Source organism: Paenibacillus sp. YN15 (genome assembly GCF_003285005.1).
In the GTDB taxonomy this organism is placed as follows: domain Bacteria; phylum Bacillota; class Bacilli; order Paenibacillales; family NBRC-103111; genus Paenibacillus_AR.
The window spans coordinates 163,480-177,357 of sequence record NZ_QMFA01000001.1 but is presented as its reverse complement, the minus strand read 5'-3'; the positions used below and the strand labels follow the sequence as shown (position 1 = coordinate 177,357).

Annotated in this window: 10 protein-coding genes; all 10 read right to left on the bottom strand. The window is 54.5% G+C overall.

What is annotated here, in order from left to right; translation table 11 throughout:
• Positions 1–11: 11 nt before the first annotated feature.
• Positions 12–1,604, bottom strand: coding sequence for a type 2 periplasmic-binding domain-containing protein (locus DQG13_RS00640; RefSeq protein ID WP_113017434.1), 1,593 nt, complete (start codon positions 1,602–1,604; stop codon positions 12–14).
• A gap of 64 nt (positions 1,605–1,668) precedes the next feature.
• Positions 1,669–2,541 carry a carbohydrate ABC transporter permease gene (locus DQG13_RS00635; protein WP_113017433.1) on the bottom strand — a complete coding sequence of 291 codons (873 nt, stop codon included), beginning with the start codon at positions 2,539–2,541 and terminating at the stop codon, positions 1,669–1,671.
• Between the two features lie 13 nt (positions 2,542–2,554).
• Entirely contained in the window at positions 2,555–3,511 is a 957-nt protein-coding gene (locus DQG13_RS00630) for an ABC transporter permease (RefSeq protein ID WP_113017432.1), read from the bottom strand.
• Positions 3,512–3,686: 175 nt separating this feature from the next.
• Positions 3,687–6,050 (bottom strand): helix-turn-helix domain-containing protein, encoded by a 2,364-nt coding sequence (locus DQG13_RS00625; protein WP_113017431.1) that lies wholly within the window; start codon positions 6,048–6,050, stop codon positions 3,687–3,689.
• A gap of 547 nt (positions 6,051–6,597) precedes the next feature.
• Entirely contained in the window at positions 6,598–7,638 is a 1,041-nt protein-coding gene (locus tag DQG13_RS00615) for a stalk domain-containing protein (protein ID WP_113017429.1), read from the bottom strand.
• 170 nt (positions 7,639–7,808) lie between these two features.
• Positions 7,809–9,071, bottom strand: a complete 1,263-nt coding sequence (locus tag DQG13_RS00610; protein ID WP_113017428.1) for an MFS transporter — start codon at positions 9,069–9,071, stop codon at positions 7,809–7,811.
• Positions 9,072–9,172: 101 nt separating this feature from the next.
• Entirely contained in the window at positions 9,173–10,345 is a 1,173-nt protein-coding gene (locus tag DQG13_RS00605) for a winged helix-turn-helix domain-containing protein (RefSeq protein WP_258525390.1), read from the bottom strand.
• 134 nt (positions 10,346–10,479) lie between these two features.
• Positions 10,480–12,420: an endonuclease MutS2 gene (locus DQG13_RS00600; RefSeq protein ID WP_113017427.1), complete on the bottom strand. Its 1,941-nt coding sequence runs from the start codon at positions 12,418–12,420 to the stop codon at positions 10,480–10,482.
• 506 nt (positions 12,421–12,926) lie between these two features.
• The gene (locus tag DQG13_RS00595; RefSeq protein ID WP_113017426.1) at positions 12,927–13,598 is read right to left on the bottom strand and encodes a Maf family protein; all 672 of its coding nucleotides are present in this window, start codon (positions 13,596–13,598) and stop codon (positions 12,927–12,929) included.
• Positions 13,599–13,613: 15 nt separating this feature from the next.
• Positions 13,614–13,856: a DUF4321 domain-containing protein gene (locus tag DQG13_RS00590; protein ID WP_113017425.1), complete on the bottom strand. Its 243-nt coding sequence runs from the start codon at positions 13,854–13,856 to the stop codon at positions 13,614–13,616.
• Positions 13,857–13,878 lie beyond the last annotated feature (22 nt).

Genomic DNA, 13,878 nt, shown 5'->3' with positions numbered 1-13,878 from the left:
CAGTCCGCGTATTACTTCATGCTCTGATAAAACTCATTGGCTTCCTTTTCCAGAATACTGCCGCCGATTTCATTCCATTTCTTGACGAATTCATCGAAGTACGACAGCGGCTGCTCTCCCATGACAATGCGGGCGTAGGTTTCCATCTTCAGCTTCTGCAGATCAGCGAAATATTTGCCTGCCGACGGCAGCACATCCGATTTGCCGAAGAGGTCCACAACGGGAGCATTATATTTTTTAAAGAGCTCCAGGGTTTCTTTCTTAGTATATTTTTCATACAGCTCCGGTGAAGTCTGGGCACCCCACAGGGTGACGCCGAAGGTATCGGACAGCCCTTCCGCCTGCTTCTGGGCTTTGTCGTTGTAAGGCGGCAACACCTTGATTCCCCCTGCCCCCTTCAGCGCAGGATCGTTATAGGCCCAATGCTTGCCTTCCACGCCAAGGCCCAGATCAATGAAGGCCTGCTCATCGGTGGTGATCTTTTCGATAATCTCCATAATTCTGGCCATCTTGGCCGGGTCCTTCTCCAATTGCTTGCCGAAGGCCCAGATATTGCCCGCTCCTCCCCAGGCCCAGCCTCCGGACTTTCCTTGCGGTCCCTTGGGCAGGGGCGCCATCTCCATCTTGCCCTCCGGGTTCACCTTCTTGATGGAGCTGATCAGCGAGTTGGCCTGGGATTCATCTATAGAGCCGGGGTTTCCCGTGTCGTACAGCGCGTATTTGCCGGAAATGAACTTGGGGTTCAAGTCGGCGCCGGTGGCGAAATCAGGCTCGATATAACCCGCCTTGTACCACTCCGCCAGCTTGCCCAAGGCCTCCTTCGCCTCCGGCTGAACGGCCCCGTTCACCACCTTGCCGTCCTTCAGGACCCATTGTGTGGGCATGACGCCATAAGCGCCGAAGATGGTATGAAACATGCCGTAATAAGACTTGCCGTTAGTGCTTATGCCGTATACGCCGATTTTCTTCAGCGCCTCGAAGGCCGCGGTATATTCGTCAATGGTCTCGGGTATTTTGGTGATGCCCGCCTTCTCCAGAAGATCCGTCCGCCAGAACGATTTGGCGTTGAACTGGCCCGTCCAGTAGAAGGTGGGAATGCCGTAATTTTTCCCCTGCAGGCTTGTATAAGCCCAGCCCTGTGGCGCAAACTCATCCATCTTCTTCTTGTAGCTGGGCATGTATTTCTCAATATCCTGCAGCTTGACTTCGGCGATCAGGCCTTGGGTGACATATTTGAACAGATTGGCAGGATCATTCACAAACATTACATCGGGAATGTCGTTGGTAGTCAGTTGGAGCTGCTGCTTCTGCACCGCTTCCTCCCAGGAACGGGAATAGTGGGTCAGCTTGATGTTGAAGGTGTCCTCCATGTACTTGAAGCCGTAGGCGCCCTTCTCGAAAATGGCAGGATACTGCATCCAGTTGATTTCCATGGGCTGGACCGGAGTCGCCGCAGCCCCTGCCGAAGCGCCCGGCGAAGCGGTTGTGTTCCCCTTTGAGTCCGAATCCTTGGCGCAGCCTGCCAGGGCCACGCTGGCGGCCAGCAGCACCGTCACGGTTCCCGCAAGCCAGCTTGATTTTGTTTGATCCCCTTTAAATCCCATATATAAGCCTCCCTTAAAAAATGGATGATGTATGTGAAGTCATCAAGGACCGCATACCGTGATTTTAACCTTTTACGGAGCCCAGCATAATTCCTTTGGTAAAAAACCGCTGAATAAACGGATATACGCACAATATGGGAAGCATGACCACCATGATCAGCGCCGCCTTCAGATTCTGGGGAGTAATCATGGCCGGGTCCAGCATAGCCTGGTCATCCACAATGGTTCCGGAATTTTCCAGAACCGTCCGTCTGATGAACAGCTGCAGCACCTGTCTCTTGGTATCATTGATATAGATCATGGCGTCAAACCAGGCGTTCCAGTGGCTCACCGCCGACCAGAGGGCAATGACGGCCAGTATGGGAATGGAGAGGGGAAGCATGATCCGGGCGTAAATCATCATCTCCCCGGCTCCGTCCATACGGGCGGATTCCAGCACCTCCGCGGGAATGGACTCGAAGAAATTGCGGACAATGATCAGATTAAAGGCTCCCACCGCTCCGGGAAGCACCAGCGCCCAGATGCTGTCTATAAGCCCCAGGTTTTTGATCAGCAGATAGCTGGGAATCAGACCGCCGTTAAACAGCATGCTGAACACCAGAAGCTTCATCAGCAGTCCCCGGTGGGGAAGCGATTTCTTGGCCAGCGGGTAAGCCGTCAGCGTTACCAGAAACACCGTCAGACTGACGCCCAGCACCGTCCGGATAATGGTGTACATGTAGGCGGAATAGAGCTTGGAGCTCTCCAGCACCTTCCGGTATACCTCCAGCGTAGGTTCCGACGGAAACAGGCGCAGGCCGATGACATTCACTTCCTGGGCGCTGGACAAGGACACGCCCAATACGTACAAGAAAGGATAGAGGGTGGCTAACCCCAGAAAGAACAATAGCATATAATTCACCGAATCAAAGGCAATATCGCCAGCACAACGCTTCATTTCTGATTCCTCCTTACCATAGTCCTTGCTCCCGGTCATACAGCTTGACCAGCCGGTTGCCCAGCATCACCAAGCCCAAGCCGATGACGGACGAGAAAATGCCTGCGGCGGCCCCCAGCTCGTAATCCATGGTGAGCAAGCGCCTTAGCACATAGGTATCCAGAATATCCGCCACATCCGAGGTTGTGGCCGTTGTCAGGTTATATACCTGATCGAAGCCCACGGACAGGAAATGCCCGATATACATCAGAAGCATGATGATGATCGTCGGCGCAATACCCGGCAGGGTAATATGCCAGATTCTGCGCCACCGTCCGGCTCCGTCGGCAATGGCCGCCTCGTACAAGGTGGGATCAATGGAGGCCAGGGCCGCGAAGAAGACGATGGAGCTCCAGCCCACGCTTTGCCAGATGGCGGTGATGACGATGATCCCGTAGAATTTCCCGGATTCCAGGAGCCAGTTATGCTGGGGCAGTCCAAACAGGGACATGACGTGGTTGAAGGCGCCGTCCGTACCCAGAAAGGTAAACATAATGCCTGCCAGAATAACCCAGGAGAAGAAATGGGGCAGGTAGGACACCGTCTGGACCAAACGGCGGAACCATCCGCTGCGCACCTCGTTCAGCATAATCGCCAGAATGATGGGAGCCGGGAAAACAAATACCAGCTTCAGAAGGGCGATAATCACCGTGTTGCGGATGGCATTGGAGAAGCCGTCCCCGGCGAACAGCCGCTGGAAATGCTCCAGTCCCACCCAGGGACTGTTCAGAATGCCCTCCCTGATCTGGAACTGCTTAAAGGCAATGGTAATTCCGTACAGCGGCACATAATGGAACAGCAGGAACACGCAAAAACCCGGCAGAAGCATAAGCAGCAGCGTTTTATGATCCGCGTATCTGCGCAGCCGCTTCTTCCATGGCTTCACCAGGCCGGCATGCGCTTGGACAGACGCGTCGGATTCCGTAGTCATTCAAGTCTCACCTCTTGATTTGTTGTGTGAGACTATCGTAGCCCCGTCTGCGATTCCACCTCAATATTCACTTTTTGCACGGTGTTTGCCGGGAGCTGAAGGGCTGCACAGTCGCGGATAGCCGCAAAAAAACCCGTCCGCAGGGATGCGGCGGGTTTATGGTGTTGGGCGGGGTTCAGGGGGAAGCGCCGGTGCGGGCGGCGCGGAACTCCCCGGGTGTCGTATGCTCCAGCTTCTTAAAGACGCGGATCAACTGCTGGGCATTGCTGTATCCCACCGCTTCAGCGATCTGGGAGACCGTCAATTCGGTTTCAAGCAGCATGGCCTTGACCTTTTCCACCCGGTAGCGGGTGACAAATTGAATGAAGTTTTCCCCCATCTCCTCCTTAAACAGCTTGCTCAACTGATAGGCATTCATCCGGAGCATATCCGCGGCCAATTGAAGGGATAAATCCTGGGCGTAATGCTTTTCAATAATGGCCAGTGTCTGCGCAACGGCTTCCTTGACATGCCTTTTTTTGAGGCTGTCCAGAAATTCCGCTGCCTGCCTCAGAAACTCATCCCGGAACCAGTGGAACGTCTGGACGCCGCTTTCCAAAACCAGCAGCTCTCCGTAGGGGTTTCGGCCGGAAAAGGCCTTATTGCCGGCAGTCTCGTATTTCTGCAGCAGCCGCATCAGGGAAACCAGAAGCTGGAGGGAGTAGTTTTTCCTCAGGGCGGAAGGCAGCTCATGCTGGTCCATATACCGGAAAAAACTGTCGGCAGCCCGGCAGGCCTCCTCATATTCGCCGCCTGCCAGATGATCGGCCAGCTGCTGCTCCAATTCCTCCGGATACGGCGCCAATTGGTCGGGATTGGCCGCATGCCGGACCCTCAGCACCTGGTTGCCCTGGCGGAGCCACTGGAAGGCTTCCTGGCTTTCCATAAAGGAAGGGGACAGCTCCTCCAGCGAATCCTTGCTTTCGCCCACGACAATGGTAACGGTCTGCTTCAGGAAACGCAGAATCAGGGCCCGCAGCGTATCTGCCTTGCGGACAAGCTCCTCCGGCTCCCAATCCTCCGGGTAGTTCATGATGATGACCGCCTGCCTGCGGGTGAGGACGGTTTCCACCGTGCAGCCGCCCATAAAAAGCTCCTTGGCAATATTGGATACGGCGTACAAAAACAGATCCCGGTCCTTCCGGCGGAAGCGCGCCTCCTCCCCGCCGTCGTCCATTTCCACTAAATACAGGCAGAAGCGTTTATGGGGAAACACCTGCATTTCGTCCGTTCCCGGGACGGACAGCCGCTCCAGGGACCTGCGCTGGCCCAGCAGCACCGACAGGAGAAAATGGCTGCGCAGAAGCGGAAGCTGCTCCCGCCATTGCTCCCGGACCTCCTCCACCTCATCGAACAGATGGGCGATGCGGTGTTCGATGTGGCCGAATTGGTCAGGCTCCTCCCCCCAGGCCGGCTGCTGTCCCGCACCGCCCAGCTTGCCGCCGCGGTTAAGCAAAATATCGCCGATCCGCCGGATTCCCCTGCGGAACGGCCGGAAGCTGAAGAACGACAGGATGCCGGCGGCCACAGACAGCAGCAGGGTCAAGAGGAGCACCAGATGCTTGAGCAGCTCCACATTCCGGGAGACCGCCCCGGAGGGAACCAGCATCAAATAGGTCCAGCCTTTTTTGGCGGAACGGTCCAGTGTGGCCACGGAGGTGCTGCCGTCCGCCAGCCGGAGGGAAAAGGATTCCTTCCCGCCGTCCTCCTGTTCCCCTGCCAAGTGGCGGATTTTCAGCTGCTCCAAAACCTCCTCCGACATGCCCGAGGTGTCCCCGACGGCGGTGATCAACTCCCCCTCCCGGGAGAAAACCATCAGCGCCCCTTTGGTGTTAAGGGGAAAGGAGCGGATGATTTCCCCGATAAAGTTGGTCCGGATATTAATCACCAGTGCGGATTTGGGCTCATCATAAAACAGCGGCAAGAGGCGCACATAGGTGAGCACCTTGGTTTCCCCCTGTCCTTCCTGCACGTAACGAGGAATGACCCAATATTCCTGCAAGTGGGCTTCAGCCGCCTTTTTCAGGCCGTCGATCCATCCCACATCCTTGAAGGGCGAAGCAAATTCCATCCGCTCCTCCGGCTGAAGGGAGGTAATCAGCAGATTGGTGATGACCAATTGCTGCGGAATGTGATACAGATAAGCGGAATGAACAGACTCCATGGAAGAAACGAAACGCACCAGATCCTGGTTAAGCTCATTGGTCAGAAGCATCGAGCGAAGGGAAGGCGTTTGTCCGACGCGGGTAAATTCCATGGCATTGGATTGGAGCGCATATTGACCCGAGAACTGCTCCACTTGGCTGATGATAATGTCCACTTGTTCTTTCAATTGGCCGATGGAGGAAAGCGAAGCGTTTTCAATCTCATTGTTGATCAGCCGGGAGCCGGTTACATACATGAATAGCCCAAACACCAAAATAGGGATGGTGGAGAATAAAAGGGCGAATACAATCCATTTTTTTCGGTAAAGCCGGTTGATGCGCCGCAGGAATGTCATGAAGCAGCAGTTCCTTTCGTGGTATGCTTGCGCCAGGACCATCATAGCACAGATGCCCTTCCGGCATCACATCCAGCATAGGCCAAGGAACGGTTCCATTTCCATGATCATTTTTTACCGTTTTGCTTCCCCACGCGAGAAAAACCTGGCAGAGGAACACCGCTATGCCCTTTTTACGTTGTGGGCCACCGTTTGCCGGCCTGATCTGCATCCCAACTTGGTCCCTGCACCGAAAAATGGCATGCGCTCACATCTCCTCTCTGCGCCTGAAAGAGCGTAGCGGAAATGAGCGACTCTTAAAAGCAGCTTTTGCCGCTTATACCCGCCTAAACGGAACTGAGAAGCTCTTATTCCCCGCTGCAGCCTCATTTCTACCTCATTTTCGCCGCATCAGGGATGTAACGGTTTCTTAGTTCCGCTAATCCTCCACACTCCCGCTTTCGCCGCCATAAGAGTCGCTGAGTTCCGCAACAGCAGCGTACCTGCCTGACCGATGCAAAAAAAGGAGGGCGCCGCAGTGGCACCGCTCCTTATGTAAAAATAATTCCTACTCTTCAGCTACATATTCGATGGCTGTATTGATGCCTACGGTGTTCAGCGTGCCGTCCCAGGTTACGCCGATGTTGAACACTTGGGCAATGTCCCGCAGCTTGAAGTAGTTGTTGCCGTTGATGTTGTAAGCGCCAAGCTCCAGCGCTTCGTCATCCAGTACAAGCTTGGAGCTGCTGGGAGCAGCCTGCTGCTCGCCGGTCACACCGGAGGCTTCCAGCTCGCCGCCAACGGATGTATAAGCGGCTTCGGATGTCAGGCTGATGGCATTGTTGGCTTCATCCCAGCCTACCTCGAATTGCTTCTCGGAGCCGTTAACCGCTTTGGCCAGATCGCGCAATTTAAAGTAGTTGTTGCCGTCAATATTGTAAGCCTCGAACGCGACCTCTTTACCGTTGACCACAACCTTGGAGGCGGTGGGAACAGCGGTTGCCGGCTTCAGCTCCGGCTTCTTCACAGGCTCGGCAGGCTGCTCCGCGGGCTCTTCCGCCGGCTCTTCGGCAGGCTCCATATTGGAGACATCCGCTGCACCGGTTACCTGTACAAAAAAGCTCTTTATCTCGGCAGCGGGACCGGAAGCATAGGATACTTCATAGAAGCCGTCTTTGTCCAGAACGGCAAAGTTGCCGGCAGCCATAAAATATTCGCCGTCAAACCCTTCGGGAAGCTCGGTCATGTATCCCGGAAAGTCATCATTCTGTTTTACAACATAATACTTTTCCACAAATTCCACTGCTTCGCCTTCGCCTAATTCAAGAGTCCCATCCTTGTATTGGGCCTGCGGATAAGAGGTCACGCCTTGGTGGCCATAATCTTTATAACCATCGAAGAAAATAGGGGCCTCCGCTTTTACAATATACAGATCGGCATCCCCGTTTACCTTCTCCTGCTTTACAAAATTGGAAATGTTGATCTCCTGATCGTCGGAAACGCTTACAGCCTTGCTGCCCTCTTCAGCAAAAGCAGGGACCAAGGCAAACATAGACATCAATGCAAACACCAACAGGGTCAACGACGTTTTTTTCATTCTTCCTCTCATTTCTCATCCTCCATGAATAAATTTTTTCCAATTCATTAAACATTCTTATTATACTGAAAAATATTTATCAAATCTATCTATATTATTCCATTTTGTCTATTCTTCCAACAAATTTCTACAAACCAACCAATTCCACTTTCTTCTATTGACAAAAAGCAAAAAAGCCCCATTCAAGAATGGGACTTCGGCCAGAAAACTCTTCCGAAAAGTATGCCCGATAGGCCAATGGCAGCAATTACGATTCCCAGGCTTAGGAAAATGCGCCCGGGGCCTGCTGCCTGCACCAGCACCCCACCCAGCAAAGGCGCTGCAATCATCACCACTCCCAACACGGTGCTTTGGATGCCGAATACGCGTCCTGTCATATGCGGAGGGGTTTCTTTTTGCAGACAATAATTGAAGGTTACCATAAATACGCCGTTTCCCATCCCCATCACAAACCCCAGGACGAGCACAGGCAGGATAGCGCTGCCCTGCGGAAGCAGCCCCAAACCCCCGATAGCCGCGCCGATCAGCATGTAACCGCCGCCCAGCTTCCACCCGTACCCGGCCGAACGGTTCCAACGGTTCATCAGCGCAATCATAAGGACAGCGCCCGCCCCTGCAGCCGCCACCAACCAGCCCAGCATGGCTTCCCGGTCCGGGGCGATAACCCGGAACAAGCTGGTGAATTGAAAATCCACCAACTGGATGGCCATCGCTCCCGCCAGTCCGAACAGCATGGTGAACAGCAGCAGCCTGCTGCGGAAAATAAAGCTCCAGCCTTCCTTCCACATGGCCCGGAGCGTCTGCTGCTCCGCGGATGGAGTATGGTCCGTTTCTCCCGTGTGCGCCTTGGCCGCGTCCGCATTTTTGACGGTCAGCAGAAGTCCGTAGGAGCCGATTCTGAAGCAAGCGCATAGCACAATGCACCAGTGGGGAGACAGAAAGGACAAGGCAACGCCGCCAAGCAGCGGCCCGGCGATTTTCGAACCCTGATTGACAATTCCGTTCAGGGAGGTTGCCTGGAGCAGCTGGTCCTCTCTCACCAGACGGCGGGTTAGCGCTTGCTGCGCCGGCACATTCAACGCCGAAACCGCGGCGCGAAGAGTCAATACCGGAAGGAGCCACGCCATATTCGGTGCCAGCAGCACCAGCAGGGTCAACGCTGCCGTTGCCAAATCGCAGAGCCGCATCAGCTTCAGCTTGTTCAGCCTGTCTGCGGCAACCCCGGCGGCAGAGCCCAGCAGGATGCCGGGAAGGGCGTTGGCTACGGGAATCAGCGCCAGCATCAGGGGACTTGCCTGCCAGCGGTACCCCACCAGCACCTGAATGGCCAGCATATCGAACCAGTCGCCAAAAACCGCCGCCGCGTATGCGCTGTACACCCGGATATACACTTTGTTGCGCAGCAGGCCCACGGGTGTTTTTTCTTGCTGCAAAGCCAGTGACATCTTGTTTCCTCCGCATCTCCATAAAATCACATTGCCTGTAACGGCACACTGTAATCTTATAATAGCGGCGGAATATCAGAGGATCGTCAGAGAAGCGCGAATCAATCGGCAGCCAAAGCCTGTTGCATCGCCGCATCCAGAGCCTGGAGCAATCCTTTTCCCAGCAGCTGCTCAACGAGGTCTGCCAACAGAGCCTTGTATTTCATTTGAAGCTTTTCACCCGCCGGCCACCTGTCAAGGAAATGGACAATCCGGTGCAGGGCGTGAAGCTGCATGGGGACAAATCCGCTTTTCTCCATCACGGAAAGCCCTTCATCCAAGAGGCGCTCCGCCTCCTCCCGCCTGCACTGCTTCAGCCTCCAAATTCCCATCACTACCCGGAAGCTGCCCGCCTCCCGCAAAAATGGCCTATCGGCCAATATGGAGGTTTCCAACTGGTCTGCCAGCTTCTCAATTACAGCATCCCCGCTTCCTGCCGCCACGTGGGCCAACATGAGGGCAATTGCCGTGTGGGGAAGAAAGCTGTCATAATCCGGATGTTCGGCGATAAATTGCTCTGTCCGGCGCAGCCGCTCCAGGGCTTTGCCGGTTTGTCCGTCCAGAATATACAAATCCGCAATGTTGAGGATTTCCAGCTCGATATGCTGCTCCCGGGGCAAAAGCTCCCGCTCCAGCACCTTTTCGCAATAGGCCACTCTCTGGGAGGGATCGCCGGTGTATATATAGAACATGAGCAAAAAATAGAAGCGGGACTTCCATGGATACTCCTGCGTCCTGAGCAGCCATGCTGCATCCCCCTGGACAAAATGCAGATAAACGGCATAAAACGGGTCCAGCTCATAACCCAGCACATCCTGCTGCCGGGCGAGGATCAGCATGGAACGGCCTTGTCCGTATTGATGATACTTGCCAAACACATCCCGCATGGCCTGATTGAGGACAGGGTCCCGGGCAGCGGGAGCCGCATCCCGAGCATCCCCTCTGTCCTTCACCGTCAGGCTGTAGCCCTGGCCCCGGACCGTCCGGATCTCCAGGCCTTGCAGGGGAGCCAGCTTCTTCCGCAGCCGGTACACATGGTCGTCCACCGTCCGCTCCACCGGGTACTCCATCGGCCATACCCGATCCAGCAGCTGCTCCCGTGTGAAAGGGCGGCCCTTGTGGCGGTAGAGAAAGGCCAACAGCGCATATTCCTTGGGCAGCAGCCGGATGGTCAGCCCTTCCGCCGCCACCTGATAATGGACCTCATCGAAGCTCAAATGCATGGCCGTGTCCAAATTGCTGCAGCATGTGGTCTTTGCATAGCGATTTACTCCCCATTTTCGGAATTCTCCATTATTAGGATGAAGCAGTTGCTCGATACCCTATCAACTCATTGTATCACGATTTGTGAGATGGGCAGTCTGAATCATCATGAGTCGTGATCCTCCTTATATGTTACGGTTAATCCCGGCTGATGTCCTTTTTCCATCCGGTGTCTTGCTTTGCGGTTCTCCACCGTGTCGAACACAATGGAAAAATCGTAGTCCTCGGGATACAGCTCCGTTGCCGGAACAAGCAGCTTCAGCCTCTTGTGTTTAATGAACTGCTTCTTTCCCTTTATTTGCACGCCGAGCATCCCTCTTTCATCCGAACGCTTAAAAATGATCCCGATTTCCTTTTGCGGATAAACCGTTACACTGTCCCCGATTTGAAACTTCTGTCCGCCATGCTGCACACTTTTTTGGGGGGCATCCTTCTTCAGTCGGGGAACCGCCGGTCTCCCGGGCTTCGCGTCCACGGCGGCGTTGGCGTCAAAACGATGGGCTTCTTCCGGCAGGGGTGTTCCATTTGGCTTGTAAGCCTCCGCATACGCACGCTTAAGCATATGGGGCGGAAACCCCAGACGCTCGGCGATGTGCAGGGCGCAGCTCTCGCCGGCTTCTCCGATGCTCAGGCTGTACAGCGGCTTCAAGGTGTCCCTGTCGAATTCCATTCTGGCGTTGATCAATCCTTTGGATTGCGTGGCAAATTCCTTGACCTGAGGATAGTGGGTCGTAGCTACAAACAGGCAGTTCTTGCGCCTGAGCTCATCCAGAATGGCGATAGCCAGCCCCATTCCCTCGGCAGGATCGGTGCCGGAGCCCAATTCATCAAGGAGCACCAGAGTTTCATCCGTAGTACGCTCCAGAATCTGGATGATGCCTGTCAAGTGGGAGGAAAAGGTGGACAGGTTCTCCGCTATGCTCTGCCCATCCCCAATATCGCATAAAACGGCATTGTTCATGCAAAAGGAGGTTCCTTCAGCCGCGGGAACATGCAGACCGCTTTGCGCCATAAGCGACAATAACCCTACCGTTTTCAGCGCAACGGTTTTCCCGCCGGTGTTGGGCCCGGTTATGACAATCCCTTGATAATCGCCGCCCAACTGAAAATCCAGCGGAATGCAGGATTCCTGCTTAAGCAGCGGATGACGGCCCTGCCGAATGATGATCCGCCGGTCGGTTGTCAGCGGCACGGGAATCGCCTGCATCTGCGCGGAAAGCTTGGCTTTGGCAAAAATGAAATCCAGGGTTTCCATATGTCCCCTGTTCTGCTCGATTTCCACGATTTGCTCTTCAACCAGCGCAGTGAGGGCACAGAGGATTTTTCTGATCTCATCCTCCTCCTCCAGCTGCAGGGCGGTTATTTCATCCTGCAGCTTCCTGACGGACGCAGGCTCAATAAAGTAAGTGCTGCCCGTGCCCGATGCTTCAATAACCGTTCCATCCACCTGGTTTTTGTATTCCTTTTTCACCGGTAGCACGAATCGGCCTGAACGGGTGGTTACGTATCCGTCGGCGAACCACGCTTTATTGCGGCGGAGAATATCGGCAAGCTTGGTTTTTACGGCTGCGGCGGCATTCTCCAGCTTTCGGCGGACTTGATGCAGGGCAGGGGACGCGCTGCTGTCAACCATGCCATTGCGGATGGAGCGTTCGATCTCCGCATGGAGCTCGTTCAATTCATGGAACGCCCCCCCATAGAAAGCGATATCCACGTTCAGAAATTCCGACTTTCTCAGATAGGCCTTCATCCGTCTGCAGGAGCTTAGAAATTGTGAGATGCTCACCAGCTGCTCGGGAAAAAGCATCACTCCCTGTCGTACCATGCTTAAAATTGGGTCTAGCTCCTTCATCATAGCAAGAGGAGGATTGCCCACGGCATCCAGCATTTTCCTCGCTTCCGTTGTTTCGTGCATATTGTTTCTGCATTGGCTTTCATTTAAGGACGGTTGCAGCGCGAGCAGCTTCTCTCCGGCCCCTTCCGACATGGCAAATCCGGCGAGACGTACAAGTACGGTATGAAACTCCAGTGTATAATTCTGATTCAATGAACTAACCTCCCTTGGATAATGAGATGCAAAAAATCCGCACGAGAGACTGCCCCGGCTCTCAGAACAGATCTGAAAGCAGGCAGAATACTCCTGCGGGCGCATCAGCCAGGTATGCCGCCGGTAGGCGGTATAAGGCCGGGAGATATAACAATTCGGAGAAATACAAAAAGGAGCGCAACGGAAAAAGCCCATCGCACTCCGCAAAATCCCGGGAAAAACCCGCTTCCCGGTCAATATGCTGTATAACTCAAATGGTTATCACGGAGTATTCTGTAAGGCGTCATTTCAAAAACGCTGGCAAGCCGCACCTCAAGCGTTCTTGGAAAGGCAGACTGAAACAAGCAGGCGCTATCCTGCTTCTCCCCAGGCAAGCCTCTCTCAACTATTCAGTTGAAAATCACCATTACAGATAATACCAACATGAAAACCATCCTCTCGAAACGTATTTGTTTCTCATCATATAGGAGAGCATTGGAAAAGTCAATCCGCGGCATGCTCTGCTATTACTCGCTTCCATTCATTTGCTTAAAACGGGCTAATATCCCACTTGCCAGCATCTGATACAGCCGGTTCACCGGCAGCCCCATCACGCTGAAAAAATCACCTTCAATTTTTTCGATAAACAGCGCCCCCATTCCCTGCACCCCATACGCTCCGGCCTTGTCCATGGGCTCGCCGGTACGGACATACGCCCAGATTTCGCCTTCGCTCATGGGGCTGAACATCACCTTGCTGACCGTATGGCTTACGGCCGGAGGCGCATCCTGCAGCCCGCCGCCGGGGATACAGGCTACGCCGGTGTAGACCTCATGCTCCCGCCCCTGGAGGCTGGCAAGCATCCCGAATGCTTCCTCTTGATCGGCAGGTTTGCCCAATACCTTGCCATCCACCACCACAATGGTGTCCGAGCCCACAATCACCCAAGATTCGGGCGCGGGAGCAGGTCCCATGCCCTCTTGTGCCAGACTTTCTTCTGTAGCCCGGGCTTTGCGCAGGGACAACTCCTCGACAATTCTGGCAGGCGCCCACGCCTCCGGCACAGATTCATCCGCATTGCTGGCCCTAACCATCACGGGCAGCTTCAAAAGCCCAATAAGCTCCTGCCTTCTTGGCGAGGAGGACGCCAGCACCAGCGCCAAACTGTTGTTTTCCGCCACTTTACCCACTCCTGTCATCTGTCTCCTCCTTATTTACAGCTTCCTGTACAGCCAGACGGCCGCCGCGATGCCCACAAGGCTGAGGATATTAAGCTTGATTTCAATAAAAAAATCATATCTGATAAACTTCAAATCCGCCGCCGGATGCCAATTGACCGGTATGGTGCGCAGAAAAAAAGCTGCTGCATCCACAGGCTCCAGCAGACCGGATACGATAGTGGCCGCCACTAAACCCAGCAGCAAAAACAATATGAGAGTCAACCCGTTCTTTTTCATCGAAACACTCCGTCCCTGGATG